Annotated in this window: 34 protein-coding genes and 2 pseudogenes; 34 read left to right on the top strand and 2 right to left on the bottom strand. The window is 56.7% G+C overall.

Features of this window, described 5'->3' with window-relative positions; all coding sequences use genetic code 11:
- Positions 1-17: 17 nt before the first annotated feature.
- The 32 genes and pseudogenes from IPM84_01340 (at position 18) to IPM84_01185 (ending at position 23,928) form a co-directional block, all read left to right on the top strand.
- Entirely contained in the window at positions 18-1,262 is a 1,245-nt protein-coding gene (locus IPM84_01340) for a glycosyltransferase (GenBank protein MBK9091428.1), read from the top strand.
- Positions 1,263-1,270: 8 nt separating this feature from the next.
- Positions 1,271-2,335, top strand: coding sequence for a hypothetical protein (locus IPM84_01335; GenBank protein ID MBK9091427.1), 1,065 nt, complete (start codon positions 1,271-1,273; stop codon positions 2,333-2,335).
- Positions 2,336-2,426: 91 nt separating this feature from the next.
- Positions 2,427-3,560, top strand: coding sequence for a glycosyltransferase family 4 protein (locus IPM84_01330; GenBank protein ID MBK9091426.1), 1,134 nt, complete (start codon positions 2,427-2,429; stop codon positions 3,558-3,560).
- A gap of 3 nt (positions 3,561-3,563) precedes the next feature.
- The gene (locus IPM84_01325) at positions 3,564-4,310 is read left to right on the top strand and encodes a class I SAM-dependent methyltransferase (GenBank protein ID MBK9091425.1); all 747 of its coding nucleotides are present in this window, start codon (positions 3,564-3,566) and stop codon (positions 4,308-4,310) included.
- Positions 4,288-5,454: a glycosyltransferase family 4 protein gene (locus IPM84_01320; GenBank protein MBK9091424.1), complete on the top strand. Its 1,167-nt coding sequence runs from the start codon at positions 4,288-4,290 to the stop codon at positions 5,452-5,454. The genes IPM84_01325 and IPM84_01320 overlap by 23 nt, the downstream gene beginning before the upstream one ends.
- A gap of 67 nt (positions 5,455-5,521) precedes the next feature.
- A complete protein-coding gene (locus IPM84_01315) occupies positions 5,522-6,895 on the top strand; it encodes an O-antigen ligase family protein (protein MBK9091423.1) in 1,374 nt (457 codons plus the stop codon).
- A gap of 62 nt (positions 6,896-6,957) precedes the next feature.
- A complete protein-coding gene (locus tag IPM84_01310) occupies positions 6,958-8,169 on the top strand; it encodes a glycosyltransferase (GenBank protein MBK9091422.1) in 1,212 nt (403 codons plus the stop codon).
- A gap of 105 nt (positions 8,170-8,274) precedes the next feature.
- Entirely contained in the window at positions 8,275-9,498 is a 1,224-nt protein-coding gene (locus IPM84_01305) for a glycosyltransferase family 4 protein (protein MBK9091421.1), read from the top strand.
- Positions 9,495-10,157, top strand: coding sequence for a GNAT family N-acetyltransferase (locus IPM84_01300; GenBank protein ID MBK9091420.1), 663 nt, complete (start codon positions 9,495-9,497; stop codon positions 10,155-10,157). The genes IPM84_01305 and IPM84_01300 overlap by 4 nt, the downstream gene beginning before the upstream one ends.
- 26 nt (positions 10,158-10,183) lie before the next feature.
- Complete coding sequence (locus tag IPM84_01295; GenBank protein ID MBK9091419.1) at positions 10,184-11,455, top strand: DegT/DnrJ/EryC1/StrS family aminotransferase; 1,272 nt, start codon at positions 10,184-10,186, stop codon at positions 11,453-11,455.
- The gene (locus IPM84_01290; protein MBK9091418.1) at positions 11,445-12,044 is read left to right on the top strand and encodes a sugar transferase; all 600 of its coding nucleotides are present in this window, start codon (positions 11,445-11,447) and stop codon (positions 12,042-12,044) included. The genes IPM84_01295 and IPM84_01290 overlap by 11 nt, the downstream gene beginning before the upstream one ends.
- Positions 12,045-12,164: 120 nt before the next feature.
- The gene (locus IPM84_01285) at positions 12,165-12,482 is read left to right on the top strand and encodes a UPF0175 family protein (GenBank protein MBK9091417.1); all 318 of its coding nucleotides are present in this window, start codon (positions 12,165-12,167) and stop codon (positions 12,480-12,482) included.
- Positions 12,483-12,677: 195 nt separating this feature from the next.
- Positions 12,678-14,399, top strand: coding sequence for an AAA family ATPase (locus tag IPM84_01280; protein MBK9091416.1), 1,722 nt, complete (start codon positions 12,678-12,680; stop codon positions 14,397-14,399).
- Complete coding sequence (locus IPM84_01275; protein ID MBK9091415.1) at positions 14,302-14,985, top strand: sugar transferase; 684 nt, start codon at positions 14,302-14,304, stop codon at positions 14,983-14,985. The genes IPM84_01280 and IPM84_01275 overlap by 98 nt, the downstream gene beginning before the upstream one ends.
- Complete coding sequence (locus IPM84_01270; protein ID MBK9091414.1) at positions 14,978-15,220, top strand: DUF2283 domain-containing protein; 243 nt, start codon at positions 14,978-14,980, stop codon at positions 15,218-15,220. The genes IPM84_01275 and IPM84_01270 overlap by 8 nt, the downstream gene beginning before the upstream one ends.
- The gene (locus IPM84_01265) at positions 15,217-15,771 is read left to right on the top strand and encodes a DegT/DnrJ/EryC1/StrS family aminotransferase (GenBank protein ID MBK9091413.1); all 555 of its coding nucleotides are present in this window, start codon (positions 15,217-15,219) and stop codon (positions 15,769-15,771) included. Before IPM84_01270 ends, IPM84_01265 begins: the two co-directional genes overlap by 4 nt.
- A gap of 151 nt (positions 15,772-15,922) precedes the next feature.
- Positions 15,923-16,162: pseudogene (locus IPM84_01260) on the top strand (hypothetical protein).
- An 11-nt stretch (positions 16,163-16,173) separates the two neighbouring features.
- On the top strand, positions 16,174-16,554 hold the full coding sequence (locus IPM84_01255) for a hypothetical protein (GenBank protein ID MBK9091412.1): 381 nt from the start codon (positions 16,174-16,176) through the stop codon (positions 16,552-16,554).
- Positions 16,533-16,826 (top strand): DUF2283 domain-containing protein, encoded by a 294-nt coding sequence (locus IPM84_01250; protein ID MBK9091411.1) that lies wholly within the window; start codon positions 16,533-16,535, stop codon positions 16,824-16,826. Before IPM84_01255 ends, IPM84_01250 begins: the two co-directional genes overlap by 22 nt.
- A 792-nt stretch (positions 16,827-17,618) precedes the next feature.
- The gene (locus IPM84_01245; GenBank protein MBK9091410.1) at positions 17,619-17,936 is read left to right on the top strand and encodes a hypothetical protein; all 318 of its coding nucleotides are present in this window, start codon (positions 17,619-17,621) and stop codon (positions 17,934-17,936) included.
- A 108-nt stretch (positions 17,937-18,044) separates the two neighbouring features.
- A complete protein-coding gene (locus tag IPM84_01240; GenBank protein ID MBK9091409.1) occupies positions 18,045-18,305 on the top strand; it encodes a hypothetical protein in 261 nt (86 codons plus the stop codon).
- A complete protein-coding gene (locus IPM84_01235; protein MBK9091408.1) occupies positions 18,302-18,646 on the top strand; it encodes a type II toxin-antitoxin system PemK/MazF family toxin in 345 nt (114 codons plus the stop codon). Before IPM84_01240 ends, IPM84_01235 begins: the two co-directional genes overlap by 4 nt.
- Before the next feature lie 37 nt (positions 18,647-18,683).
- Positions 18,684-19,037 (top strand): hypothetical protein, encoded by a 354-nt coding sequence (locus tag IPM84_01230; protein ID MBK9091407.1) that lies wholly within the window; start codon positions 18,684-18,686, stop codon positions 19,035-19,037.
- Positions 19,037-19,333 (top strand): DegT/DnrJ/EryC1/StrS family aminotransferase, encoded by a 297-nt coding sequence (locus IPM84_01225; GenBank protein ID MBK9091406.1) that lies wholly within the window; start codon positions 19,037-19,039, stop codon positions 19,331-19,333. The genes IPM84_01230 and IPM84_01225 overlap by 1 nt, the downstream gene beginning before the upstream one ends.
- 134 nt (positions 19,334-19,467) lie before the next feature.
- The gene (locus IPM84_01220; GenBank protein ID MBK9091405.1) at positions 19,468-19,758 is read left to right on the top strand and encodes a type II toxin-antitoxin system Phd/YefM family antitoxin; all 291 of its coding nucleotides are present in this window, start codon (positions 19,468-19,470) and stop codon (positions 19,756-19,758) included.
- Positions 19,751-20,023: a type II toxin-antitoxin system RelE/ParE family toxin gene (locus IPM84_01215; protein MBK9091404.1), complete on the top strand. Its 273-nt coding sequence runs from the start codon at positions 19,751-19,753 to the stop codon at positions 20,021-20,023. Before IPM84_01220 ends, IPM84_01215 begins: the two co-directional genes overlap by 8 nt.
- 456 nt (positions 20,024-20,479) lie before the next feature.
- Positions 20,480-21,373, top strand: a complete 894-nt coding sequence (locus IPM84_01210) for a hypothetical protein (GenBank protein MBK9091403.1) — start codon at positions 20,480-20,482, stop codon at positions 21,371-21,373.
- A 338-nt stretch (positions 21,374-21,711) separates the two neighbouring features.
- Positions 21,712-22,035 carry a hypothetical protein gene (locus IPM84_01205; protein ID MBK9091402.1) on the top strand — a complete coding sequence of 108 codons (324 nt, stop codon included), beginning with the start codon at positions 21,712-21,714 and terminating at the stop codon, positions 22,033-22,035.
- The gene (locus tag IPM84_01200; GenBank protein ID MBK9091401.1) at positions 22,016-22,531 is read left to right on the top strand and encodes an HNH endonuclease; all 516 of its coding nucleotides are present in this window, start codon (positions 22,016-22,018) and stop codon (positions 22,529-22,531) included. Before IPM84_01205 ends, IPM84_01200 begins: the two co-directional genes overlap by 20 nt.
- Before the next feature lie 5 nt (positions 22,532-22,536).
- Positions 22,537-22,888, top strand: a pseudogene (locus tag IPM84_01195) (DegT/DnrJ/EryC1/StrS family aminotransferase).
- 11 nt (positions 22,889-22,899) lie between these two features.
- Positions 22,900-23,271 carry a hypothetical protein gene (locus IPM84_01190; protein MBK9091400.1) on the top strand — a complete coding sequence of 124 codons (372 nt, stop codon included), beginning with the start codon at positions 22,900-22,902 and terminating at the stop codon, positions 23,269-23,271.
- Between the two features lie 114 nt (positions 23,272-23,385).
- On the top strand, positions 23,386-23,928 hold the full coding sequence (locus IPM84_01185; protein ID MBK9091399.1) for a sugar transferase: 543 nt from the start codon (positions 23,386-23,388) through the stop codon (positions 23,926-23,928).
- 381 nt (positions 23,929-24,309) lie between these two features.
- Here the strand turns inward: IPM84_01185 and IPM84_01180 are convergent, their stop codons facing one another.
- Together IPM84_01180 and IPM84_01175 are read right to left on the bottom strand one after the other, a co-directional pair.
- Positions 24,310-24,741: a hypothetical protein gene (locus IPM84_01180; protein ID MBK9091398.1), complete on the bottom strand. Its 432-nt coding sequence runs from the start codon at positions 24,739-24,741 to the stop codon at positions 24,310-24,312.
- Positions 24,731-25,120: a hypothetical protein gene (locus tag IPM84_01175; protein ID MBK9091397.1), complete on the bottom strand. Its 390-nt coding sequence runs from the start codon at positions 25,118-25,120 to the stop codon at positions 24,731-24,733. The genes IPM84_01180 and IPM84_01175 overlap by 11 nt, the downstream gene beginning before the upstream one ends.
- Positions 25,121-25,663: 543 nt before the next feature.
- Here IPM84_01175 and IPM84_01170 point away from each other — a divergent pair.
- On the top strand, positions 25,664-25,840 hold the full coding sequence (locus tag IPM84_01170; GenBank protein ID MBK9091396.1) for a hypothetical protein: 177 nt from the start codon (positions 25,664-25,666) through the stop codon (positions 25,838-25,840).
- A gap of 14 nt (positions 25,841-25,854) precedes the next feature.
- Positions 25,855-26,175, top strand: a complete 321-nt coding sequence (locus tag IPM84_01165; protein MBK9091395.1) for a hypothetical protein — start codon at positions 25,855-25,857, stop codon at positions 26,173-26,175.
- Positions 26,176-26,341: the final 166 nt, after the last annotated feature.

Below are 26,341 nucleotides of genomic sequence, written 5' to 3'. Positions count from 1 at the left end.
AAGGCGATATACACCCAGTGAGAAAGCTCCTCCTGATTTCGCATGGTTTTCCCCCGGCAGGTGGACCGTACGCTCCTGCTTCTGTGCGGCTCGGTAAGTTTGCCCAATACCTGCCGGAATTTGGATGGACCCCGGTGGTAGTATCAACTGGGCTGCAATCCTATCAGTTGCTTGATGACGGCCTCATGCCATCTGTTGATTTATCCGTGACCCGGGTAGATGATCCGATTCCACCGTTTCGAGGACGCGATCGCGTTGCGCGGTGGCTTCCATCTCCTGGTCAATTACTACCCTGGTCGATACGTGCCGCAAGGATCGCTTCCCAACTGGCTCAGAATCATAACTGCGAGGTGATACTGGCTTCATCACCGCCTCTAGCCAGTTTTCTTGCAGGCTATCTGGTTCACGCGAACACTCATCTTCCTTTGGTGCTGGATTATCGGGACCAGTGGACTCTTTCGCCATACCGGGTTGGCCCGGGCCTATACCGACGATGGGATCGATGGTTGGAGGAGAAAGTCCTGCGAACTTCGACGCAGGTTGTGTTATCAACGCCAGGCCTTCTCGCCGAACATAACGTCTACTGGGGAGATATTTCACCGAAGGCAATCTGTATTCCCAATGGATACGATTTTCGGGATTTTGAAGGTCTGGTGCCTGACCGTCTTCTCCCACGGAAAGCGCGGGATGAGGAAATCGTTATCAGGCACCTGGGAGCAATCTACGGCCACCGATCCGCAAGCCTACTCCTGGTTCTGAAGGCTCTAAATGAATATCTTCTCGGCATGCCTGAGGCGCCTGTGATTAGATTGCAGCTAGTCGGTAATGTTGCCGAGGAAGCAGTTCATTTCGGCGAAGATCGTTCACCCAAACTGATTATCGAACGTTCTGGAAATGTGAAACGCCGAGCAGCCTTGACGATGGAACTAGGGGCAGACGTATTGCTGCTGATCATTGGCAGACATTCGCAGTCAGATGGCGAGACGACAAGCAAGATTTTCGAGTATATTGCCAGCGGTCGCCCCATTCTGGTGGGTGGTGAATCAAAAACAGTCCGTCAGATCACCCAAGTGCTTGAACGGGTATTCTGGCTAGGGGGCGATCCTACCTCCGGCGGGTTTGCTCAGTTCTTTGAGTGGCTGGACAAACATCTGGAAGGTGTCTCGGTTAGGCAGGCCCGCGAGGATCTTGAACAATATGATTCCGCGCATGACCGTCGCAGTCTTGCCCGTGGCCTAGCAGAGGTTCTATCGGCTTTGTAGGAAAAGTGATGGGCCGAGTTTCATTGGTAACCGTACGTGATCTTGCATTGGTCACCCTATTCACACTCGTGGCAGTAGCCTTGTTTTCGCGCCTGCAACAGGACTGGCGTTTCATTTCTGTGATTTTGCCTCTATTGCGTCTTGATGATTCAGAGCAGGTCGCTGGGCAGGAACTGTGCAGGGGTGTGGCAACGGTAAGTCTGACGGATCTAACCATCGGACAAAGAGAGACGATTGGTGCGAGGTTAAGTTCTCTTGGTTGTGTGGATTTGGCTATTGCTGTTACTCCTTCGTTCGAGCCCAATCGGAAACGCAGTCATCTTCTCGCTTACCAACAAGGACAGATTGCGTGGTTGCAAGGCGATATAGCGCGTGCAATTAGTTTGTGGCGCCAGGGTCGAGGCATTGATAAGCTTCTGCTTTCGCGTGCGCGTCAATCCAAGGATCGGAACGTGGTAGAGGCGATGCACTGGTATGAAGCAGCCATCAAAGCGTCGCAGTCCCAGCAGATGCTGGCCGAATCCATTACGGCATACATCGAGGACTTACGCGGGCAGATCGGTCTTGAAGAGTTGCGAACACGTTTGCGGCAACTCGCGGCATACTTCGGTGAAACGACGGCAATAGGACATCGTCTGAGGGGGCAGGATTTTTTGCTCATTGGTGACTTTGCTGGTGCGTATGCACAACTATCGCAAGCGACTACGCTCGGCTCCACCGACGCTGAAACCTGGTACTTGACAGGGTATGCTGCTCAAAGCATCGGGAATCTTGCGGAGGCTGAAAATGCGTATCGCCAAGCCCTGGACACACCGATGCAAATCAACTGGCGACGGCCCTGGCATCTCTACAGCCTGGGCGTGTTGTTATTCTCCCAGGATCGCCTGCAAGAAGCCTCGCTGTTATTGGAGGAGGCCACGCAAAGGGACGGTTATTACCTGTATGTAGACCTCCTGTCTCTAACCTATTATAGGATGGAGCGCAAACAAGAGGCACAGCGGGCTTGTCGTTTAGCAAGAGAGCAGATAGGCGTGACAGCTCCAATTCTTGAATGTGAGAGAGTCGGGCATTGAGTATGTCTGGTCGGAACCTTGTGGTCTCGGTTCGCTCCGGCGTAATTGATAGAGCGACGGCAGTCGGACAAGTACGGAAGGGATTGCTTTGATGCGCGTTGTTTATCATCACGATCTGCTTTCAGCCACGCCAAACGGAATCATCTCATATATTCGGACCTTCCTCAAACATTCGCGCCTGGAGGATCTGCAATATTGGAGTACCGCAGCTTCGGATCTAACAGTGCTCTTGGGGCGTAACGAGGTCATCCTACGTAACATACCTAAAGTTCAGATCACCAAAATTCCTTCCCGTTTCGTAACCATGGCTTCGATGGCGCGATGCGCCCCCAGGATTGGAGAAGGTGGAGCCCCGATTATCACGAACGTCAATGAACATCAGGTCGCCATTTCCGTCTTTGCAAAGAGTTGTCCCACGATATTTGTCTCACATGGTTCCAATCACATTTCTGCAATCAAGGCGATGGGGACTCGCAACTACATCTTAGTCAGATTCTTTGATTACCTGGCGGTCTCCAGTGCATGTCTAGTTATTTTGGTTAGTGCGCAAGCCCACAGCGTCTTCACTCAGAGGTTCCCCTTCCACGCGGCGAAGATGGTCTATTTGCCGACCTTTGTGGATGATCGCCTGTTTGAGAGAATTGACAAAGGACTTGCTAGGGACATATTGAAACAGGAATTTGGCATAGACAGCGGGACATTCGTCGTGTCATATGCCGGCCGGTTGTCCCAAGAAAAGCGCGTTGATCTGGGGCTTACTGCATTTGCGGAATTCCTGCGCCTGGTACCTGACTCCTTCTTTCTGATTTTGGGTTCAGGGCCTCTTGAGCATTCCCTGAAGGATCTTGCGATGCAGTTGGGCATTGGGCGCAAGGTCCGTTTTGTCGGCGATTGCGAACACTCGCGCACCGTTCAATTCCTGGCGGCTTCTAACGCATCCATCCTATGTCTGAATTCAGGTACTTCTCTCTTCGTGCTAGAAAGCCTGGCGGCGGGCACCCCCGTAGTTGCTCGTGACATTGCAGATCATCGTCGCATTCTGTCTGATCGCAACTGCGGCTATGTCTTGCCCGCCTCTGCCACAGCAGTCGAAATCGCGCTGAAACTAGCTGAGCTCAGGCTGAACCAGGAACAGTTGTCTCAAAATGCCACTGAGGTGGGGCGATCGTTTATGGCATCGGCGATTGTCCCCAGGCTCGATAAGCTGATCTCTACGGTGATTTGAAACATGAACCCAACGTCCAACTTGTATGATGAAGTGTATTTCCAGCGGCTGGTTGGATACAGCAGACTGACCGGCAGGGACTATCGCGAATACCGTGTGCGAGGATTGCGGAGGCTGTTGCGTTCCTATAACCGCAAGTCGGCAGCGATACTTGATGTGGCATGTGGCGACGGCTTTTATGTGCATTCTTTGGCGAGTGATTTTGCGTTGGTCGGCGGCGATGTCTCTATTGATGGTATCCGAAGATCGGAAAAGTGGAGAGGGCTTAAGCTATATCAGGGGGATTTCTGCAATCTGCCTTTTAGAGATGCGAGTTGGGATAGTATTCTGGCCCTTGATGTACTGGAGCATCTCCATTCGCCACAGAAAGCACTTGCTGAAGCCTATCGAGTTCTGAAGCCCGGAGGCTACTTTATCTTGTCGGTCCCTAACGCAGGCTCTTTTGGGAACCGGTTGAAGGGCCAAGAGTGGTTCGCCTATTCCGATTCTACGCATGTAAATCTGCTCGACGTGCCGACCTGGCGTGAGATCCTTAAGACATCCGGATTTTGCATTTTGCGCGATGGTACCGACACACCATGGGACGTGCCGTATCCGATTATCGTCCCCAAGGTCCTGCAAAAGCCTGTGAGCAATCTTATAACGATCCTCGTTCGCACCACGATTGTGTTCTTGCCTTGGGAACGAGGCGAGAACTATAACGCCATATGTATGAAAAGGTTAGACGATGGTACAACGCATAGGAATTGACGTCTGCCGAATCGGAAAGCAGCGTACGGGCATTGAGAATTTCGCGCTCTCGGTGGTAAAAGCGCTCTCGGCGTTGACCCGTGACCATGCGGATTGGGAGTTTCACCTGTTTGCTACAGATGATGGTACGGCTGTGATCAGAGGGGCTCTGCAATCAGCGGGCACTGATCGGCTGCGGATCCATAATGTCACAGATGACGGTGGCAGGGGGGGACTCAAGGAGCAGGTGTATTTACCTCATGCGACACGCAACTTGCCCACATTTGACTTATTCTATTCTCCTGGGTATCCCCTCTCGCCCCTGGTGAGAAGCCAAATGACCATCCAGCAAGTTCACGACATGGTCCCTTGGCGGTACGGTGATACCATGACCGCTGGTGCGCGACTCTACTGGCGGGTTTTGCTTCCTGTGGCTATAAGACGATCCCGCATTGTAGCTACTGACAGCCAATTCACTATGGACGAGTTGAGATCATTTCGATTTGGAAAGTACAAGTCAATGCGGATTGTCCACGTATCTATTGATGACCGTTATTTGGACTTCTGCGCTGCAGGGTCCAGTTCAATTCTCGCAGAATTGCAGGTTTCCAAACCCTACCTACTTATCTTGGGGAGTCTCGAACCTCGGAAGAATCTGCTTTTTCTCCTCGACGTTTTTGAGCGGTATCACCAAATGAATCATACCGTCAATCTGCAACTAGTTATCGCTGGCGGCAAGGGATGGAAGAACAAGCAGTTCTTTGATAAAATCTCAGCGCATCCCTTTCAAAGCCAGGTGCGCCTGATCGGGTGGGTGAACGAAGACCATCTTCAGCATTTGGTCGCAGGAGCGGAGGCACTGCTCTATCCCTCTCTTTACGAGGGCTTCGGCCTGCCTCCGCTAGAAGCGATAGCTGTGGGTACACCCGTAGTAGCGTCAAATGCAGCGGCAATTCCTGAGATCATGGGGGAACATGCACTGTACGCTGATCCGCGAAACGTCGATGAGTGGGTGCAAAGGTTGGTCTATGTGGTTGGGAATTCTGAGTACCGAGAATGGATAAAGCTTAGGGGCAGAACTTGGGCAGCTCGATATTCGCAGGCGGCCTTGACCGATGTTCTGGATCACCTCTTTGCTGAGGTTCTGCCCCAGAAGTCGCGATGAGTTCAGCAGCAAATCGCGTTGCTTCGGTCACTTTCTTGGGTTTGTCGGCAAGGATACAAGAGTTCCTATGCATATTTCATCTGTGCGTAACTTCTCAGCTAAATGGATGGTTCTTCTTGGTTGCGTTGGATCTGCAATAATCTCCGGCTACATAGTGAGCCGAGGCTATGCCGTTGGTCCCATCCTTGGGGGCGTCATTTTTTTTGGATTGTTCTTGACCAGCCTTAAATCTCCTATGGTGATTATGTGCGTTTATCCCCTATCTTTTATAGACGCATTTCAGGACCGACTGATGGTCGGCGGAGTCACCCCGGGCATTTATTTGGGGATTTTGGTATTCATCGTGTTTCTTTCCCAGGTAATCCAGCACAAGGTGATCTTGCGGGACATTCCTAGAACGTGGCTTGCCTTACTATGTTTTTTCCCATTGCTCCTTCTGGGCAGGTTCTTGGTCGCTGGCAGCGATTTGAGGGTGATTCTGACCTTCGGTGGCCAGATTCTGGTGGCTATTTCGTATCTTGCACTTCTCAGAAACCCTAATCGGGTCTATGGAGTCATCGTCAGCATCATTGTGGTTAGCCTGGTGATGAGTGTCGGTCAGATCATGGCCTTGTTTTGGAGTGATACGCTTGACATGTTGACTACCAGTCTCCAGCATGGTGAGTATCTGCGGGTCGCTGGATTGGCGCGCGATCCGAACTACGCGGCCTTGCTAATGAATATAGGCTATAGTTACGCGTTGGGTCTTGCATTGGGGCAATCTAAATCCGGCAAACGGCTTCGCGCGACGGTTCTCTCTTCCGGTGCAGTTCTCCTGGCAATAGGAGTCGTTCTGACGGCTTCGCGCGGTGGCTTGCTGGCGCTTGCCGTTGTCAATTTCCTTTTCTTGGCGATGCCGACTTCGGGGCGAAAGCGCGCCCTATTGGCTGTGCCTCTTGTCTTTGTTGTCGTGTGGTGGGCAAGTCGTTTTTTTGCAAATGATCTTGTGATAGGAATCTTCGCCAGGTCTGCTCCGGACTTCCTTCTTAACGACCCATCGAATGTTGCTAGATTGGCCGAGGTTGAAGTCGGCATCACGCGGTTAATGCATGGAGACATCTGGTTGGGGGTTGGTGATCCTGAGTTGACTTATCATAACACCTATATAGATTTACTGTCTTTTGCCGGTATTCCCGCCCTCATCAGTTTTCTGGCTGTGTTTCTTCGCGCTATATTTGCCAACCTGGATTTATCTAGAAGGAGACTGAATACTTCTGGTACGCTAGCACTCAGCAACGTTGCTGCGATCATAAGTTTACTGATCGTGGGGTCAGCCATAGGAATTGAGTTTGAGAAGGTGCCTTGGCTGGTACTTGCAGTTGGGCTGGCAACGGTCTTGTGCTACCAAACCCTACGTGCTGACTGTCAATCCGCTCCTGCTATGGACTGGGAAAACTTCTAAATCAGTTCATTTTTGCACCGCACCTCAATCGAGGCCAGCGTTTCTTTGGACGAGGTTAGCTTATGCGCATTCTAATGATGTCACCGGCATGCCCCATTCCAGCTCAAACAGGAGGACTTGTTAGAATTGAGCGAATCCTCAGCGGTTTGGCACAATATCACAGTATTACCTTTGTCGCCCCCTTTGAGCCAAGTGAAAAGTACTCTCTACAGGAATTGACGCAGCAATTACCTGGTAACGCTGTGCTAGTCCCGACTGCTCGTCCCACTGCAATACGCAAGTTTCGGTCTGTATTGTCCATATATCCCTATCATGTATCATTGTATAATGAGCCAAAGATAGCTAGCATAGTTTCTCGCCTCTTGGAGACAGAGCAGTACTCCCTTATATACCTGCATTTTCTCTATACCCTATCTTATATCCCGCGTGCTGTGCAAATTCCGGTGGTAGTTGATCAACAAAATGTTGACCGGGTATATTGGATGCGCAAAGCAAGTTCGCCAGGTGGTCGAATTGCTTGGAGGTTAGCGGCTGGGCTAAACCTGTACAAAACGATTTGGTTTGAGAATAGGATACTACATCGCGTATCAGGATATGTATCTGTTTCGGAGTTGGACAGAAAAAAAACCATGGTGTATGCTTCTTCTCGCGTGCCATACTTTCTAGTAGCTCCAAATGGAGTTGATTGTCAATACCATAGGCAGCGGTTCTCCCATGCTAATGGAAGGCATATAGTACTAGGATTCTTTGGATCGCTGGATCTAGCGCTTAACCAGGATGCGGCCCGGATACTCTGTTGTGATATATTACCTTTGGTTCGCGCGCAATCACCAGACCATGACTTCTCCGTGCTTTTGATAGGCCGAAATCCACCCGCATCGATTCAAAGGCTCGCTGCGAATGACCCCTCGATTCGCGTAACGGGGACCGTGGAAGACGTACGGCCGTTCTTGGAACAAGTCGACGTTCTCGTGCTTCCGCTCAGGGAGGGAGCTGGAACGAAACTTCGGACTCTTGAAGCTATGGCTACCGGTTTGCCCATCGTCGGAACTCCGCTAGCGTTCGAGGGAATTGACGGACTAGTTGACGGCCTGACCGCGCTCGTGGCGAAAGATGTCCATATGTTCGTTTCAGCGATTCTTGGTCTAGTGCAGAAGCCGGAAACAAGATCTGCGATCGGTATGAATGCTCGGTGTCTAGTTGAACAGAAGTTCAGCTGGCAGAGCATTACGGAAAGACTGGCTGCAGACCTAAATGACCATTTCGCCAAATAGTCGAATGACCAAAGATGAGAGATTTCTCTTTGGTGGGTTGCGTTTTCGGCCAAGGAATAAGAGTCTATAACTGTAATCTGCCAATAGTATATGAATATACTTATCGTGTCTTCTGTTTTTCCGCCCGAACCAGTAGTCTCTGCCCAGACCAGCGCGCAGATTGCCAAAACGCTCGCATACACCAATCATACTGTTACGGTTATTACCAGCTTCCCCAGCCGGCCCGCCGGCAAGATCTTCCCTGGTTTTTTCAGGAAGCTCGTGCAGCGTGAACGTTCAGAGTCAGGTGTCGAAATTGTTCGTTGTTTTTCGACGTTGTCGCCCGAATCGCGCATGTTCAGTCGATTGCTGGAGAATCTCTCCTTTGGTTTGACCGGTGGGTGGCAGGTCCTGACCATGCCCAGGCCGGATGCAATCTATGCCAACACCTGGCCCATCGTCGCAACCGGTATCCTGTTCATGGTGGCGCGGTTACGACGCATCCCGCTGGTCATTTCGGTGCAGGATATCTACCCAGAGGCGTTGATTGCGCAAGGTCGCATCAAGCAGAACAGCGTCCTTGCCCGCCTGGTGAGCTGGATCGACGGCGTGATTGCCCGAAACAGCGCGCACGTGATCGTAATCTCCGAACGGTTTGCCGACATCTATCGTGAGCAGCGGCGTGTACCCGCAGAACGTCTCAGCCTGATTCCTAATTGGATTGATAGCAATCAAATCGATATCAACGTCACTGGTCAGGAATACCGCCGTAGCATCGGGATTGCCGATCAAGACTTCCTTGTGGTCTATGGCGGCAACGTGGGCGTTGCCGCTGGCGTTGAGACGGTGATCGAGGCCATGCGCTTATTAGTTGACACACCGGCTATTTGCTTGCTGATCGCCGGCTCGGGTAGCCAACTGGCAGTTTGCCAGCAATTGGCGAGCACGCTACCAGGCGAGCGTGTGCTGTTTCATTCGCCGTGGGCTGCTGAAGAGACATCTCAAGTTTTGCGTGCGGCTGATTTACTGGTCCTGCCCACGCAGCACGAACAGTCGTTAGCCTCCGTGCCGTCGAAATTGCTTTCCTACATGTTGGCCGGGCGCCCAGTGCTTGCCACAGCCGTGTCTGGTTCCGATTTGGCGGATCTTGTAACCCACGCGCAGTGTGGTTGGGTCGTAGAAACCGATCGTCCCGACTTGCTGTCGGCCCAGATCAGAGAGATTGTGCAGCTTGAACCCGGTGAACGGCAGCGGCGAGGCGCCAATGGACGAAGGTATGTCCTACAGCACTTTGCAAAGGATGCCTGTCTGCCGAGATTGCTCAGAATTCTTGAAGAAGCAGGTCAATGATGGTGCTCCAAGTCACACCGCTGCCAGCAACCCTACCTGTCATCAGAAGAAAGACATCTGCTGACGTTCCCGCGGTGGTTCAGGTTCATATGCATAGTTTCTCTGGCTTCTTTCTTACTGTTCTGGGGGCGCCCTTTCTGCGTGAATTGTACATGGCCACATTGGCAGATCGAGATGGAATCGGCTTCGTGGCTGAGAATGAAAAAGATGTCTGCGGCTTCGTAACGGGTACAGCGCAACCAGCAGGCTTCTATCGTCGCCTACTTCGGCAGCGTTGGTGGCGATTTGCAGGTGCTGCTGCGTTACCGGCGCTTCGACAACCGACGATCATCCCTCGCTTGTTACGAGCGATTTCGATGCCTGAGCAGGTAACGAGACAGCCAGGACGTGGCACGTTGATGTCCATTGGTGTCTTACCCGAGGCGCAAGGCAAAAGAATAGGACAGGCATTAGTGCGAGCCTTCTTGGAAGAAGCTGCTCGACGGGGATTGCTACAAGTCGATTTGACCACAGATCGAGACAACAATGAAGCAACCAATTGCTTCTACCAGAAGCTGGGCTTTGTCTGTGAGCGCACCTTCACGACTCCTGAAGGTCGGGCCATGAATGAGTATGTAATCGATCTTGCAGGATGGGAGCCAGCTCATCGGATCAACTGATGGGTCGTTGTTCAGGAAACCACTTCATGCGAACCACTTTCCTTCCCTTCGCCCTTCCCGACGTCGACTCCGCCGAGCTGCAGCAGATCAAAGAAGCGCTGGACTCGGGCTGGGTGACCACCGGCCCCAAGACCAAGCAGTTCGAGGCCGAGTTCGCCGCCGCTGTGGGCGCCAAACACGCAGTTGCGGTCAACTCCTGCACCGCGGCCATGCACCTGGCCCTGGAAGCCATCGGTCTGCAGGCCGGCGACGAGGTCATCACCACGCCCTACACCTTCGCGGCCACGGCCGAGGTCGTCCGCTACTTCGACGCCAGGCCCGTCCTGGTGGACGTAGATAGCCGCGATCTGAATCTCGATCCCGCCCGCATCGAGGCTGCCGTCACCCCGCGCACCAGGGCCATCATCCCCGTGCATATCGCCGGTCTGCCGGCCGAGCTGGACGCCATCGCCGCCATCGCCGCCCGGCATGGCCTTGCCGTCATCGAAGACGCCGCCCACGCCTTCCCCACCAGATACAAAGGCCGCATGATTGGCTCTCCGATCTCCGCTCCGGCCATTCATCATTCATCACCCATCATTCCGCATTTCGTTTGCTTCTCCTTCTACGCCACCAAAACCCTCACCACCGGCGAAGGCGGCATGATCTGCACCGACGACGACGCCCTGGCCGAGCGCTGCCGCATCATGGCCCTGCACGGCATCAGCAAGGATGCCTGGAAGCGCTACACAGCCGAAGGCTCCTGGTATTACGAGATCATCGCACCCGGTTACAAGTACAACATGACCGACATCGCCGCGGGCATGGGCCTGGCCCAACTGGCCAAGGCCGAGCGCATGGCCCAGCGCCGGCGCGAGATTGCCGGGCGCTACAACCAGGCCTTCGCCAGCCTGCCCCACCTGCAGATCCCCCACGACCGCAGCGACTGCCAGCACGCCTGGCACCTCTACATGCTCCGCCTCAACGAAGAAAGACTGCCCGGTTTGGCCAACCTCCCCTCTCCTGCAAGGAGAGGGGCCGGGGGTGAGGTTAAAATCAGAGGGGCCGGGGGTGAGGTCCGCGCCCGCTTCATCGAGGAGTTGAAGCAGCGTCACATCGGCGTCAGCGTCCATTTCATCCCCCTCCATCTCCATCCCTACTATCGTCAGACCTATGGCTATCGGCCGGAGGATTTCCCGGTGGCCTATCGGGAATACCAGCGCGAAATCTCCCTGCCCATCTACAGCAAAATGAGCGATCAGGATGTGCAGGACGTGATCGAAGCCGTGTTGGACATCGTCGAAATCTATGGCTGCTGACGGCTTGCGGCGGCTGCTCGATCTTATCGCGTCGCTGGCGGGTCTGACACTGCTCAGCCCGCTTTTTGTTTTGATCGCCCTCCTGATCGCCCGCGACTCGCCTGGCCCGGTCTTCTACCGCGGTCAGCGCGTCGGCCGGCATGGCCGCCTGTTCCGCCTCTACAAATTCCGTTCCATGACCGTTGGCGCGGACAGGCAAGGCCCAGGCATCACCGCCGCCGGCGATGCGCGGATCACCCGCGTAGGGCGTTTCCTGCGCCGCGCCAAACTGGATGAGCTGCCGCAGTTGATCAACGTCCTGCTCGGCGACATGAGCCTGGTCGGTCCGCGGCCGGAGGATCCACGCTACGTCGCCTTCTACACCCCCGAACAGCGCCGCGTCCTGTCCGTGCGCCCCGGCATCACCAGCCCGGCCTCCCTGGCCTACCGTCACGAGGAACAGTTGCTGGCCGGCGAGGATTGGGAGACTCACTACCGCACTCGCGTCCTGCCCGCCAAACTGGCCCTTGATCTGGCCTATCTTACGCGGCGCACCCTGCTCAGCGACCTCGCCCTCATCCTGCGCACCCTCGCCGCCGTCTTCGCCTGACCCTCGCCGCCGCCCCCGCTCTCCGGTCTCCGAAAATCGCTTGGCAGGACCTCTCGGCTATGCTATACTTCCTGACGTAGTGGACATGAGAACCATAGCGAACACAGACAGGAGGCGAGAATGTACGACACATTAGCCATTCAACTGCCGGGGGATGTCCGTCAGATGCTCAATCGGACACCAGAAGAAATGGCGCGCGATTTGCGACTTTACGCGGGATTGATGCTCTTCCGTTTGGGAAAGCTTTCTTCCGGCGCGGCCGCTGACATGGCCGGTGTGCCGCTCCTGATGTTCTTGGATTTGTGCCCTGAATACGACATCCCTGTGTCACAAATAACAGCAGAAGATCTGCATCGGTCGCGGGCAGTTGCGCGTGCTGGAGCAAAGGGTGCAGCGCAAACGGGAAATCTTCGCGTTCTACCGCGGCGCCCTGGCTGACGCTTGCCCCCCCGGCCCCCAATTTTGGGGGAGAGGGATGTGTTTCCCCCAGGATTGGGGGGTAGGGGGGCCCCCGGCCGGGAGGACATCCGCTTGCCCCCCTGGCCCCCCCAATTTTGGGGGAGAAGGATGTATTTCCCCCAGAATTGGGGGGTCAGGGGGCGGGTGGCTACGACACATGACAGAGGAGGGACGATGAAGCGACGGGTGATCTACGGCGAATCGAACTATGCGGCCATTGTGCGCAAAGATGGCTATTTTGTCGACAAGACCGCCTACATTGCCAAACTGGAGGGGATCGAAAACCCGGTCTTTCTGCGTCCCCGGCGCATCGGCAAATCCCTCTTCTGCTCCCTCCTGCGCTACTACTACGATCGGAACGAGGCCGCCCACTTTGACGAACTCTTCGGACAGACCTGGATCGGCCAGCACCCCACGCCCAGCCACAACCAATACATCCTGCTCTTTTTCAATTTTTCGGTGGTACACGTGGGTAGGACGGTGGGAGAGATCGAACATAGCTTCAAGAACCATTGCAACACTACCCTGGACGCGCTGCGCACGCTCTATCCCAGCCTGTTGGGTGAAATGCCGGCGCTGGGTATGGCAGATGCGGTCTCCGACAATCTGGAAAAACTGTTGACATACATCCACAGCAACCGCCTGCCGCCGGTCTATGTGATCATTGACGAGTATGACAACTTTGCCAATCAGTTGATTACGGGCAACCGGGATCTGCACTACCAGGAGTTGACGGCCGCCGATGGTTTTCTCAAGACCTTTTTCAAGACACTGAAGGCGGGGCGGGAGCGGGGGGCGATTGCCAACCTCTTTATCACTGGCGTTCTGCCCATCACCATCGACGAGTTGGCCTCGGCCTTCAACATCGCCACCTTTCTGACTTTGGAGCCAGCCTTTGAATGTATGCTGGGCTTCACCCAGGCTGAAGTCGACCAGCTACTCGATGAGATTTACCGGGAACACGAACTGGACCCGGCCACGCGCAAGGAAGTGGATGCGCTGATCAAGAGCAACTACAACGGCTATCACTTTGTGGATCCCGAGGGCGAGGCGCTCTACAACTCCACGATTCTCATCTACTTCCTGCGCTATTTTGTCCAGTACAGAGAGTTTCCCAAGCGTCTGATCGATCTCAATTTGAAGGTGGATCTGGCGTGGGTGCGCCGTCTGACAGCCTCGAACCCGCAATTGACCGCAGCCTTTGTCGATCAGCTCACCCTGCGCAATCGCATCCGCTATGACGAGGTCTTTCTGATTGAGAAGTTTGATGTCTCGCAGTTCTTCAACCCCAGTTTTTTCCCCATCTCCTTTTTCTACCTGGGCATGCTGACCAAAGAGGATGACTTCAACCTGCGTTTGCCCAACCTCAACTTGCGCCAGATCTTTGTGGAGTATTTCAACGAGTTGCACCAGATTGATGTCTCCACCCGCTATGCCGAGGTGATGCAGACTTTTGTCAACGAGCCGAATCTGGAGCGCCTGTTCGCCGGGTACTGGACCCACTATATTTCCCAACTGCCGGAAGCGATCTTCCAACAGGTGAATGAGAACTTCTACCGGACAACCTTCTTTGAATTGTGCAGCCGTTACCTCTCGCGTTGGTTCACCTGGAATGTGGAACGCTCTTATCCACAAGGTAAGAGTGATTTGGAATTTGTCGGCAAGTATCACGAGAAGTTTGCCGGGTTGCGCTGGGTGATCGAGTTCAAGTACATCTCCAACAGCAGGCTGCAAGCGGAGAAGGTCAGCATCGAGAGCTTTGTCCTGCCAGCCGGGGACAGCGCGCAGATCGAGGGCTATGCCCAGGGTCTGCGCCAGGAGTACCCCGAGGCGCAGGTTGCCCTCTTTGTCATCTACTGCTTTGGCAATCAGGGCTTTCGTGTTTTTGCCCTGTAAGGGAAAAGCAGCCACAAATGGCGCGAAGTTGATACTGCTCAGCCCGGCGTTGGCTGTGCTGGGTGTGCTGGTACGTTTCAAACTGGGGTCCCCCGTGCTTTTTCGCCAGCAGCGGCCCGGTCTGCACGGCGCGCCCTTCACTCTCTACAAATTCCGCACCATGACCGACGCCCGGGACAGCCAGGGCAACCTGCTGCCCGACGCCGAGCGCCTGCCCCCCTTCGGCCGCTTCCTGCGCTCCACCAGCCTCGACGAGCTGCCAGAACTGTGGAACGTGCTGCGCGGGGACATGAGCCTGATTGGGCCCCGGCCGCTGCTGATTCGGTACCTGAACCGTTACACCCCCGAGCAGGCCCGTCGTCACGAAGTGCGCCCCGGCGTCATCGTCTGGGCGCAGGTCAACGGCCGCAACGCGCTGACCTGGGAGCAAAGGTTCGAACTGGATATGTGGTATGTGAATAACCTGTCTCTGTGGCTCGACCTGAAGATCATCGCTTTGACCGTGTGGAAGATTCTCAAGCGTGAAGGGATCAGCCAGCCGGGGCAGGCTATTGCGGAAGAGTTCATGGGTGCCTTCAATGTCTGAATTACTGGATAGCGGTATGAAACTTAGCTACGATCGATTCGAGGACATCCTAATGATTGAGACGGCGGAGACTGGCATCATTGACCACGCCGAACAGGTAGGTGACTTCATCGCCCATTTCAGTCAGAATGGCCGGCTGCTCGTATTGGAAATCCTGGACGCCAGCGAATTCCTTGCTGAACTGTTCAAGAGCACGCTGCGCACGCCGGGTGAAAGATTGATGGTCGCTGCGTGATCTCGGTTATCGTCCCAACCGTGTATCTACCTCTCCCTTCCCCACATGTCCGGCCTGGAACAGCAGTTCGTCCAGGAAACCTTCGCCTCGAAAACTACCGCCTCAACAACGTCCTGGTCGCCATCGGCCGCGGGCAAATGCGCGTGTTGGATCAAAGAGTGCAGCGCAAACGGGAAATCTTCGCGTTCTACCGCCATGCCCTGGCTGACCGTCATCACGCCCCCCGGCCCCCAATTTTGGGGGAGAGGGATGTGTTTCCCCCAGGATTGGGGGGTAGGGGGGCCGCCACACGCGAAGACATCCGCCTGGCGCTGGAGCGGCAGGACATCGAGTCGAGGCCGCTGTGGAAGCCGATGCACCTGCAGCCGGTCTTTCAGGGGTGCGAGGTGACCCTCCCCCGGCCCCTCCCTGCGAGGGAGGGGAGAAGTGTGGCCGAGGCGTTGTTCCGGGACGGGCTGTGCCTGCCGTCGGGGACGGCCATGAGCGAGGCCGATCTGGCGCGGGTGGTGGAGGTGGTGCGGTCGCTCCATTCAACCCACCCCCCGACCTGACCCTTGACCTACCCTCCCCCTCGCGCCACGCCCTCCCCCTCAACCAACCTCCCCCCTACGCTCCGCCCCCGATCTCCAATCTCCGACCTCTGATCTCCGGTCTCCGGTCTCCGGTCTCCAATCTCCGATCTCCGGTCTCCGGTCTCCGGTCTCCGGTCTCCGGTCTCCGGTCTCCGGTCTCCGATCTCCGGTCTCCGGTCTCCGGTCTCCGGTCTCCGGTCTCCGGTCTCCGGTCTCCGGTCTCCGGTCTCCGGTCTCCGGTCTCCGGTCTCCGGTCTCCGGTCTCCAATCTCCGATCTCCGGTCTCCGATCTCCGGTCTCCGGTCTCTGGTCTCCGGTCTCCGATCTCCGGTCTCCGGTTTCCGATCTCTGTCCTCTGCCCTCGGGGTAATTGAGAATTCTATGGCGGTACTTCCCGACAGTGACTGTGTTTTTGAAGTTATCGACTACAGCAATACGGCTGTAGCCCTAAGTCGCGCCACCTGGCAAGCCAAGGCCGGCAATAGCGAGCCTGGGGAACATCCAGAGATTCAGGACTATCTTGAAGATGTGCGTCAGGCTATCGAAAGACCTGACTACGTGTTCCAGAGTACTCGCGATCAGCGTTCTCGGCTGTTCTATCGTTTGTCTGCAGGACGGGACGCTTTCGCTGGTAAGCATCTGGTAGTTGTAGTAAAATATGTGAATGAACCGAAAGGCATCAAGGGGTACGTGAGTACGCTATATTTGAGCCGCACCGTCTATGCCAGAGGAGAGCAGCTATGGCCGGAAACGGAGACTTGAGGGAGTTGATCGCTGTTCGCTATGACCGGGAAGGTGATATTCTGACTTTTTCGTTTACCAGAAAGTCGCAACCGGCTGTAGCGGAAGAGGCGGCTGATGAGATTTGGGTGCGTTATCAGACCGATACGCGGCGTGTGGTCACTGTGGACATTCTGAATTTCTCGGCACGGGTGCATGCGACCTTTGGATCGCAATTGACCTATGTCGAGCGCGCAGATCCGCAACGTTTGGAGGCTTTGGAAATATTCGGGATGCTTCAGGCGCGTGATTAGGCATCGTGGTCTGGTTTCTGTGCCTCATAACTCTTTTGAATCTCGCCGTTCTGCCGCCAGGTCGTGGGCGGCGACGTGGCTGCCGCCCTGTTTCAGCATGGCTTCTGCCTCCCCTCCGGCGCCGCCCTGAACGAAGCCGACCTGGCGCGAGTGGTGCGGGACGCGGGGTGGGGGTGACGCGGGGACGCGGGGATAGGGAGATAGGCGAGGCTGTTCCCTGCGCTACATCGGTCTGGCCGCTGTGGGCCTTCTCTGGGCGGTCCTGTGGCGCGTTGGCAGCCTGGTCAGCGCTGGGGCGGTGATCCTCGCGTTGCCGCTGCTTTGCGTCGGCCTGTGGCGCGGCGTAGTCGGCTGCGAGCGGGCTGCACAGCAACAATTGACTCCCGATTGAAGTTCGAGCCTCATGGCTATTCGTCCAGGAGGTCCTCGCCTCCAACCCGATCGCGCCGCTGGGTCCGGCAGCGTAAGTCCCCGCCAGGGGAGTGGACGCTGAAACCGCGAAACCGCGTAACAGATTGGCAACACTGGGCGGAATGATGTAGAATCAGACAAGCTTGATGAGCGGAGGCGCGCCGAAATGAGTCTGGGCGGACAAACATTGAGCAGGATGCAATCCCTTGAACGGCTTTGCCGGCGCGGTTAGGAATGAGAATTAAACAACTGTCCGATTTGATACTGTCTGTATGCTCAGAATTTGCTTGGAACTGGACAGTTAAAAAATTCTCATTCCTTACCGCATAGATCTGGACCATGATCGGCCTATGCAGCCTGGAGAAATTTGAGAGGTGACAGATGGGTGTCGCTGAGTTGATGGAGCAAACACAGGAATTCTTGCGCGCAACTATTCCGGGCAGCCAGAGCCTGGATGCTAAGGTGCGGCAACTTATCGAGGCTGAACACCTGCGACGATCGGCGCAGTACCGGCGTACCGACCTGGCCCTGGCGCGCAAGTACGGCATGACTTTTGACGAATTCCTGACTCGCCGTATCCCACGCCAACGAGATTACAGTTGGGAAGTGGAGCAGGATGCCATGGCTTGGGAAACTGCGGTCGGGGGCATGGTAACCATGGAACGACAACTGCAAGAATTGCGCGGGCTTGATGACTGACGAATTGCTTTCTCTCCGGCATCAGGTGACTTTACAACTTCCCGACCGGCTTTATCGTTCGGCAATTAGGTGGATTCATAGTGAGATTGCGTCATGGAGATAGATCGAATGACAATGCAGGCAAGTATACAGATTGATCTTCCTGTTGCCCTCTTGCGTCGGGCGCGTGTTCTTGCGCCGGTTCCGGCGCGAGAATTGGTGACTTTTTTGCTGGAGACCTATGCCCAGAGTCTGGAACGATCCCAACGCCAACAGGCATACGAAAGCTATTATGCCATGCGCGCGGTGGAGGACGAGGATGAGGAGCTTGCTATACTGACCGATTTCGCATTTGCGGATGCTGAAGCAGCGGCTGACGGTGTCTCATGACCTCGCTTGTCCAACGTGGTGATGTCTTCTGGGCCAATCTGGACCCAACGATCGGTGTTGAAATCCAAAAGACGAGACCTGTCGTCGTTATGTCCAATGATGTGATCAATCAACGTAGTCAACTGGTCATCGTGGTGCCGCTAACGACCAATGTGATTCGCCTGTCGCCAAGTCATGTGTTGATTCCGTGGGGCGAAGGTGGTTTGACAGAAGACTCGAAGGCGCTTGCAGAGCAAATTCGAGCGATGGACAAACAGCGATTGACAACCAGGATTGGCATTCTGTCACCCCGTTTCCTGCGACTGATCGAGCAGGCGATTTGTAATTCCCTGGATATGTAGGCTCGCTATGCATTTCTCGACCTCTGGGAGTCCGTCTATGATAACGATTGAACAGATTGCTGAGGCAATCCTCCGCGACGACAACTTGTTGACGCGCGCGCTGGTTCAGGAGTTTTTGCGTAACCGGCCTGTGTTAGCGGAGATCGCGCGGCCAGAGGCAGATGAACCGACCTTGGTGGTGGCAGCGGCCCTTTTGGAACTTTTCGCGTTGCGCACGCAGCAATCAGCGCCAACCTGGACGCGGCAAGTCGGGCCAATGGAACCGCCGCGCTATTTATTGAAATCAGCGACTCATATGCGGCGCTTGCGCGACTTGTGTCGGGATGCTGCACCTGAGCCTTTGCGTCGCCGCCACTTATATGCCCCGCCCGATTATCTGGCGTTTGCCTGATGCCTGAAGCGCCGTGGGGCCGCAACACGCGCTGGCTCACCTGCATCACCGTGGACCCGGTTCGCTTCGGCGCAACCCGTGAGGATATCCGCCTGGCGCTGGAGGCCGAGAACATCGAATCCCGCCCCCTGTGGAAGCCCATGCACCTACAACCGGTGTTCCATGGCTGCGAAGTCGTCGGCGGCAGCGTGGCCGAGGCGCTGTTCCGCGCTGGCCTCTGTCTGCCCTCGGGCACGGCGCTCACCGCTGCGGACCTCGACCGGGTGGCGGCGGTCATACGGGGCGTGCGACGGTAGCCGTCGTCACGTGACCCTTCCCCCAGCGCTGCCTTGAAAGGTTAGCACCGTAGACCCATTGAGCGTATTCCAGGATTTGACAGCCGACTCAAATGAGAGTAAAGTGTGCATAGTGTACCCTTTGAGGTGATGACATGCTGGTAACTCAAACGATCAACAGCAAGACTGCCCGTCAGAACTGGCGCGACCTGCTCGACGCCGCGCATACGGGGGGCGGGGATACCGTTATAGAGCGCAACGGGCGCCCCATTGCAGCGGTGATCCCTTATGCCGACTTTCTGGCGCTACAGGAAGAGTTGGACGAGTTGCGGGCGGCTCGGCGCTGCCAGGCGGCCTATGCGGCCTGGCAGCGTGATCCCAGCCTGGGGCGCCCCTGGGCCGAAATCAAGGCCGAAATGATTCGCGACGGGTTACTCGATGCCTGAAACCTGGCACGTGATCGTCCTCCGCGATCCTGAAAAGCTCTTGGCCAAGTTGCCGAAAGACTTGCGCCAACGGCTTGGCAAGGCCATTGACCGGCTGGAAACCGACCCGCATCCCCCGGGCAGCGAACGGCTAACCGGCTATGATCTATACCGGCTGCGTGTGGGGGACTGGCGCATTATTTACCGGTTGGAAGATGATAGGCTCATCGTTTTGGTCGTGGAGATCGGCCCCAGAGGGGGCGTTTACAAGAGCCTGGCGCGCTAGACTGGCGGGGCCGGCCCTACGCGCCTTGTAATGGCATGCCTCGCGGTTCCGGGCGCCGGGGCGAGTCTACACCACCAGGCTCTGGGCGACCTGCCCGGCATCGCCTTCATGCCCGAGGCGCCGTGGGGCCGTTGCAACCGCTGGCTGACGGTGATTACCGTTGATCCGGCTCAGTTCGGCGCTGACCGAGAGGCGATTCGTTTGGCCCTGGAAGCGGAAAACATCGAGGCCCGTCCCGTTTGGAAGCCGATGCACCGCCCCCCTACCCCCCAACTCTGGGGGGAATTCTCGCCAGCAGCTTGGTTTCTCCCCCAGGATTGGGGGTTGGGGCGCCGTGGCCGAGGCGCTGTTCCGCGATGGTCTGTGCCTGCCCTCTGGCACGGCGCTGACTGACGCAGAGCTTGACCGTATCGTCTCAGTGATTCGATCCGTGGCGTATCCGTAATGAAGCTGCTCGTGGCCCGTCCACTGCGCAACCGCTACCTGCTCGCCAGCGACTTCTGCTTGCTGGCCGTAGTTGCTTACGCCAGCTACGTGCTGCGGCTGGAGACGCTCGACTTGGGCGCGCATTGGCCGGGCTTCCTGCTCTTCACCGCCCTGGCGCTGGTCATCACACCGTTGGTTTTTCGCCGCGCCGGGGTCTACTCGCGTTACTGGCGCTATGCCTCGGTCGAGGAACTGCTCTTGTTGGCCGGCGCGGTCACGATCGCCGTTCTGTTGGTGGGGGCCATCAGCCTGGCGGTTGTCCAATTCCTGCCCGGTGATCCGCCCCTGCCGCGTTCGATTCCCCTCATCTTTCTGCTCCTGGCGCTGGTCGCCACGGCCGGCCCGCGCTTTGCCGCGCGGCTGGCGGCCCGTGCCATCGGCCGTAAGCGTTCCAACGGACGGGGAACCGAGCATCCTCCCCAGCCGGTGCTCATCATGGGTGCGGGCGACGCGGGCGCCATGATCGTGCGCGAGCTTAAGAGCAACCCGCACCTGGGCCTGGAGCCGGTCGGCTTCCTGGACGACGACCTGGGCAAGCACGACGTGAAGATCCACGGCGTACCAGTGTTGGGCGACCGCCATGCGCTCCCCGACGCGGTCAAGAAGTACCAGGTCAGGCAGGTGATCATCGCCATGCCCACCGCGCGGGGGGTGGAGATTCGCGACATCGTGCGCATCTGCGACGAGGCGGGCGTACAGGCGCGCATCATCCGAGGTATTCGGATCACGAAGGCACGAAATAGGGCGAAGATCACGAAGCGCGAAAACCACGAAGCTGGCGCGTTCAGGCTTCGCGTGCTTCGCGCTTCGTGGCTTCGTGATCCAGGCGCCGCGAACCGGTGCGCACCGACGTCAGCGCGGTGAGCGGCATGTTGCGGGGCAAGCGCGTGCTCGTCACCGGCGCAAGCGGCTCCATCGGCTCCGAGCTGTGCCGGCCGTCGGGGACGGCGATGAGCGAAGCCGATTTGGCTCGTGTGGCGGCGGTCGTCAGGTCGCTGAGGGAATAGGATCCATGGCTGGCCCGGTGTGATTGACCGGCTGGGCCAGAGCGGGTATAATGGATGCGATGGAGGAGTTATGTTAGCGCACAGCAATATGAGCATAACCCTCTGTTGCGTGCTGTAGTGCAAGTTGATAGGCAAAACGTATGCGTCAGCCTGCCGCAACGGTCAAAAAGGAGCATGTACCCAGGAGCTTGTAAAATGGATCAGACGACATATGAGCGATGGTGGCAACTGCATTTGCGAGTTGCCAAAGGAGAGGAGTTGGGCGCAGCCGAGCAGGCTATCTATACGGCAGGGGTGACGGATTTGGATGCCGAAGAGGGACAGACGCCGGGGGAGAATAGCAATCTGACGCTGTTGCGTAGGCTCAGAACTGAAGTGGAAAGTTTGGAAACGACCCATGCCCAGCTTCAGGCCAAAAGCCGTCGCCTGGATCGCCAGATTTGGACACTGGAAGGCGCCTATATGGCATTGACAGGGCGTGAATTGAGCGGCCAGGGTTATGCGCTATCCCCTATTTGAAGCTGTTAGAGAGCGCTTTCAAAGAGCTTGCGGCTACTGCGGTGTAATCGAGATTACTGTGGGCGGCGAGCTTACCCTCGACCACTATCGACCGCGCGCGGCAGGTGGCAGTGACGACTGGGACAACCTGGTCTATGCTTGTGTTCGGTGCAATCAGTACAAGGGGGATTTCTGGCCAGACAGCACTGATTTGGCTGACGGGCGGCGCATCTTGCATCCTGGCGTTGACGATATCGCTGGCCACGTGGTCACGGATGAGAACACCGGCTATCTTCATGGGTTGACTCCTACGGGCGTCTTTCACATCGCACTGTTGCGGCTCAACCGGTCTCAGTTGGTGACGCATCGCCTGGCGCAGCGTCTTCAGAGGGTCTTCGAGGAGAAAATCCGTCTTCTTGAGCAGCAAAATGCTGAACTCCAAAAAACGATCGCTGCTCAGGAAAGGTATTTGGCGCTACTGACAGCGCAGGCAACAGGGCGCCGACCTTCGGCATAAGGTAAGTGACCTGCGTCTCTTTCCTATCTTCAGACCTTGCGCCGCATCCATCTTGTGTCCGCAGAGGACCTCGGAGACACTGCACCCGCTGGCTCACCTGCATCACCGTTGGTCCGGCCCAGTTCGGCGTTTGACCGAGGGGCCATTCGCTTGGCCCTGGAAGCCGAAGACATCGAATCCCGCCCCGTTTGGAAGCCCATGCATGTGCAGCCGGTCTTCGCGAGTTGTGAGCACGTCGGCCGCCGCGTGGCTAAGGCGCTGTTCTGGGATGGGTTGTGCTTGCCCTCGGGGTCGAGCCTGACCGCGGCCGAGTTAGAACGCGTTGTTTCCGTGATCCGATCCGTGGCGCATTCGTAATAAAGCTGCTCTTGGCCCGTCCACTGCGCAACCGCTACCTGCTCGTCAGCGACTTCTGCTTGCTGGCCGTAGCCGGCGTGCTGCTCGTCTGGCCTTTCGTCTTCGACGCCGCGTTCACCTTTCTCCGGCGTCTCCGCCATCGCGAAAACGTCTTCGCCGCCCACCGATCTCACCTCTACCAACGGCTGGTCATCGCCGGGTATCGCCATCGCACGGTCACGCTGCTCTACATCGGGCTGGCCGCCGCGGGCGCGATCCTGGCCTTGCTCTGGACGCTCGATGCGGCGGGGAACGGTCTGGCCAGCGTTCTGAGTATACCCTTGCTGTGCCTCGGGCTATGCGTCTTGGTGTGGCGCCGGGAGAGCTTAAGCAGGCCCCTGTGAGATGATTGATGCACCTGCAATTCCGGGTGGGGAGACGGTAGCGGCCGTTGCGTTGCCCTCCCCCGGTCGCGCGGCGGAAGATAGGTGAGCGTTGTCGCAGCGGCGGTGGGGTTGATGCTCCTCTCGCCGCTGTTTTGTTGGATCGCTCTCTGGATCAAGCTGACCTCACCCGGTCCCGTGTTCTATCGGGCCGTGCGCGTCGGCCAGGATGGCCGGCCCTTCCGCCTCTACAAATTCCGCAGCATGATTGTCGGCACGGACCGCCAGGGGCCGGGCATCACCGCCACTGGCGATCCACGCATCACCCGCGTGGGGCGTTTCCTGCGCCGGGCCAAACTGGACGAACTGCCGCAGTTGATCAACGTCCTGGTCGGCGACATGAGCCTGGTCGGTCCGCGGCCGGAGGATCCACGCTACGTCGCCTTCTACACCCCCGAACAGCGCCGCGTCCTGTCCGTGCGCCCCGGCATCACCAGCCCGGCCTCCCTGGCCTACCGTCACGAGGAACAGTTGCTGGCCGGCGAGGACTGGGAGACCCACTACCGCACCCGCGTCCTCCCCGACAAACTGGCCCTTGACCTGGCCTATCTTACGCGGCGCACCCTGCTCAGCGACCTCGCCCTCATCCTGCGCACCCTCGCCGCCGTCTTCGCCTGACCCTCCATCTTCTATTCGGAACCAGCAGTCTCGCATCCTTGACTTAGCCGTAACTGCTTCTACCGTCACGCCCTGGCTGACCTGCCCGGTATCGCCTTCATGCCCGAGGCGCCCTGGGGCCGCGGCACGCGCTGGCTGGCGCTTGCCCCCCGACCCCCAATTCTGGGGGGTCGGACCAACTGGATTTGAACACACCCGAATGATTATCTGAATAGCTATAGCTGGTAGGTTGACTTGGGTTGAGCTTGTCGAAACCATGACGCTGCGGCGGCGGGCGATCCGGCGCCAGAACATCTTGCAGGCGCATCGTTCTCATCTCGACCAGCGCCTGGTCAGGCGGGGATATTCTCACGGACAGGTGAGTCTGCACCTGAAAAACTCTCATCGGGAAAAGAAACGCTCTCGTATTTGTTGTAACACCGTCTCGAAACCTACAAAATTAATATCCGTCGGCCATGCACGGTCTTTCCCGCCAGTAATGGGAATTGGTCCTTTATGCATATGATGTGGATGAGTTGAGATTTCCGGGTGATGGTCGCGGTTGTCGTATTGCAAGATTCGCTTGCCTCCAGCGTCGTAGTAGATATAGGCATACCGCTCCTCAAAAGTCTCACCGTTCGCAGCCAACCGGATTTCGGCAAATAGCCGAGAGCGATCTCGAAAAGGCAAGACGGCATGGATGGACTGCTCGATAATGACGGTGTCGCTGTCCGAAATTGCAAATTCGGGGTCATCAAGCACCAGGATGTCGTTGCTCTCGAAGACGAGGGCGTAGATGTCCCAATAGTAGTCGGCAAGTTTTTCAGATGCCACTGGCTTTCGCCTCACGCTGGAAGCCGTATTCTTTTTCCATGTGTTGCAACCCGTAAGCCATTGTCCGCCAACGATAAAAGGCGACCCAGTCCGTGGGGTCTTCGTCAATAATCCCCGCCTCAAAGTCTTGGAGAAATTGTTCGGACGATAGCCCGTACTTGGTTTCAAACGCAACGACTTGGGTCAGGGTTGTTTCGTAGACTTGGCGCGGTACACGATGGCGGTGAGTCCGCTCGTATTCTTCGCGCAATTGGCGTGCGCGAATGTGCCGCACTTCCTTGCGTGCGGCGTTGATGACGAACTTGTCCAACTCCTTCGCATGGGCAGCGGATTTGACTTGCACAACCAGTTCATCAGGAATGGCGATCATTACAGGCATTGGGCAACACCACCTTTCAGGTACAGAGTTCGATGGATCACTTTTTTCTCTCGCTCATGCCGAATTTTCTTTGCGGACTTAGGAATGAGAATTTTTTAACTGTCCAGTTCCGAGCAAATTCTGAGCATACAGACAGCACCAAAGCAGACACTTATTTAATTCTCATTCCTTATTATATGCCTGACGTGGGGCAATGGCAAGATTCATATGGATGGCCTGGCGGCGGGGCAGGCGCTGGTGGCGGGCGGTCTGTGGAAGCCCATGCACCTGCATGCCGGTGTTCCGGGATTGCGAGGTGACCCTCCCCCGGCCCCTCCCTGCGAGGGAGGGGAGAAGTGTGGCCGAGGCGTTGTTCCGCGATGGGCTGTGCCTGCCCTCCGGCGCCGCCATGAGCGAGGCCGATCTGGCGCGGGTGGTGGAGGTGGTGCGGGGCGTGCGACGGTAACGGCCGTCGCATGACACTCTCCTCAATCGCTGACCTGAAAAGTCAGTGGGTAGCCTTATGGTGAGATTGGGCCATGGAGACAGGAGATAGATGAAACGATGATCCACCTGCTTGACCGCCCAGCGACGCCGCGCCAGGTCCAGGAAATGCTGGAGGTCTACCCGATCCTGGTCAAGATCGGGGAAGCGGGTTTTCGGCCGGATCGTGCTGGAATCGGCCGTTCGGTTGACGTGACAAGCTACTGCGCGTATAATAGCAACTGTCACGCACGATGATGGGAGGCATGCCGATGGAACAGATGACGTTGACAGAGGTTGTTCAAGACATTCATGCAATGGATGAAGAGCTCTGGCACTATGAATCACGTTATGGTCTGCGGACTCGCTATTTTCTCGAATTGTATGAGGCGGGTCAATTGCATGACGAGGATTCACTGCAGACGCGGGATTATAGTGACTGGGCTGCCTGCTACGAGATCAAGCAGCATCGCGAGCAGCTATACGAAGTCGCTGTCCGCGAAACACTTAAGAAGGCGCAGAAGCAGACCGGTATTTCGCTGCCTGATCTGAAGCGCGCCTGGCGCCCGGTTCCCCTTTCCACGGGCGCATGACGATGCTGTCGTCTGTCGAAGCTTATAGTCAAACCATATCACCAACATGTGCCGCCGGATATCAAGCACCACCGGATACCAGCTTTGCAGCTCGGCTTTCACCGCCCTAACCTGCCATTTTTGCTTGCAGAAGTTGAACGCCTGCTGTGAAAGCCGAACTGCAGCG

The organism is Candidatus Amarolinea dominans, from assembly GCA_016719785.1.
Lineage (GTDB): Bacteria > Chloroflexota > Anaerolineae > SSC4 > Amarolineaceae > Amarolinea > Amarolinea dominans.
Note: the sequence above shows the minus strand (reverse complement) of the source record. Positions and strands in the feature narration are given on the sequence as shown.

Excerpts from the sequence above, each read along its gene's own strand:
- IPM84_01335 (MBK9091427.1), top strand. The coding sequence starts at position 1,271 with ATGGGCCGAGTTTCATTGGTAACCGTACGTGATCTTGCATTGGTCACC.
- IPM84_01330 (MBK9091426.1), top strand. The coding sequence starts at position 2,427 with ATGCGCGTTGTTTATCATCACGATCTGCTTTCAGCCACGCCAAACGGA.
- IPM84_01325 (MBK9091425.1), top strand. The coding sequence starts at position 3,564 with ATGAACCCAACGTCCAACTTGTATGATGAAGTGTATTTCCAGCGGCTG.
- IPM84_01320 (MBK9091424.1), top strand. The coding sequence starts at position 4,288 with ATGGTACAACGCATAGGAATTGACGTCTGCCGAATCGGAAAGCAGCGT.
- IPM84_01315 (MBK9091423.1), top strand. The coding sequence starts at position 5,522 with ATGCATATTTCATCTGTGCGTAACTTCTCAGCTAAATGGATGGTTCTT.
- IPM84_01310 (MBK9091422.1), top strand. The coding sequence starts at position 6,958 with ATGCGCATTCTAATGATGTCACCGGCATGCCCCATTCCAGCTCAAACA.
- IPM84_01300 (MBK9091420.1), top strand. The coding sequence starts at position 9,495 with ATGATGGTGCTCCAAGTCACACCGCTGCCAGCAACCCTACCTGTCATC.
- IPM84_01295 (MBK9091419.1), top strand. The coding sequence starts at position 10,184 with ATGCGAACCACTTTCCTTCCCTTCGCCCTTCCCGACGTCGACTCCGCC.
- IPM84_01290 (MBK9091418.1), top strand. The coding sequence starts at position 11,445 with ATGGCTGCTGACGGCTTGCGGCGGCTGCTCGATCTTATCGCGTCGCTG.
- IPM84_01285 (MBK9091417.1), top strand. The coding sequence starts at position 12,165 with ATGTACGACACATTAGCCATTCAACTGCCGGGGGATGTCCGTCAGATG.
- IPM84_01280 (MBK9091416.1), top strand. The coding sequence starts at position 12,678 with ATGAAGCGACGGGTGATCTACGGCGAATCGAACTATGCGGCCATTGTG.
- IPM84_01275 (MBK9091415.1), top strand. The coding sequence starts at position 14,302 with ATGCCCAGGGTCTGCGCCAGGAGTACCCCGAGGCGCAGGTTGCCCTCT.
- IPM84_01270 (MBK9091414.1), top strand. The coding sequence starts at position 14,978 with ATGTCTGAATTACTGGATAGCGGTATGAAACTTAGCTACGATCGATTC.
- IPM84_01255 (MBK9091412.1), top strand. The coding sequence starts at position 16,174 with ATGGCGGTACTTCCCGACAGTGACTGTGTTTTTGAAGTTATCGACTAC.
- IPM84_01250 (MBK9091411.1), top strand. The coding sequence starts at position 16,533 with ATGGCCGGAAACGGAGACTTGAGGGAGTTGATCGCTGTTCGCTATGAC.
- IPM84_01245 (MBK9091410.1), top strand. The coding sequence starts at position 17,619 with ATGGGTGTCGCTGAGTTGATGGAGCAAACACAGGAATTCTTGCGCGCA.
- IPM84_01240 (MBK9091409.1), top strand. The coding sequence starts at position 18,045 with ATGACAATGCAGGCAAGTATACAGATTGATCTTCCTGTTGCCCTCTTG.
- IPM84_01235 (MBK9091408.1), top strand. The coding sequence starts at position 18,302 with ATGACCTCGCTTGTCCAACGTGGTGATGTCTTCTGGGCCAATCTGGAC.
- IPM84_01230 (MBK9091407.1), top strand. The coding sequence starts at position 18,684 with ATGATAACGATTGAACAGATTGCTGAGGCAATCCTCCGCGACGACAAC.
- IPM84_01225 (MBK9091406.1), top strand. The coding sequence starts at position 19,037 with ATGCCTGAAGCGCCGTGGGGCCGCAACACGCGCTGGCTCACCTGCATC.
- IPM84_01220 (MBK9091405.1), top strand. The coding sequence starts at position 19,468 with ATGCTGGTAACTCAAACGATCAACAGCAAGACTGCCCGTCAGAACTGG.
- IPM84_01215 (MBK9091404.1), top strand. The coding sequence starts at position 19,751 with ATGCCTGAAACCTGGCACGTGATCGTCCTCCGCGATCCTGAAAAGCTC.
- IPM84_01205 (MBK9091402.1), top strand. The coding sequence starts at position 21,712 with ATGGATCAGACGACATATGAGCGATGGTGGCAACTGCATTTGCGAGTT.
- IPM84_01200 (MBK9091401.1), top strand. The coding sequence starts at position 22,016 with ATGCGCTATCCCCTATTTGAAGCTGTTAGAGAGCGCTTTCAAAGAGCT.
- IPM84_01185 (MBK9091399.1), top strand. The coding sequence starts at position 23,386 with ATGCTCCTCTCGCCGCTGTTTTGTTGGATCGCTCTCTGGATCAAGCTG.
- IPM84_01175 (MBK9091397.1), bottom strand. The coding sequence starts at position 25,120 with ATGCCTGTAATGATCGCCATTCCTGATGAACTGGTTGTGCAAGTCAAA.
- IPM84_01170 (MBK9091396.1), top strand. The coding sequence starts at position 25,664 with ATGATCCACCTGCTTGACCGCCCAGCGACGCCGCGCCAGGTCCAGGAA.
- IPM84_01165 (MBK9091395.1), top strand. The coding sequence starts at position 25,855 with ATGGAACAGATGACGTTGACAGAGGTTGTTCAAGACATTCATGCAATG.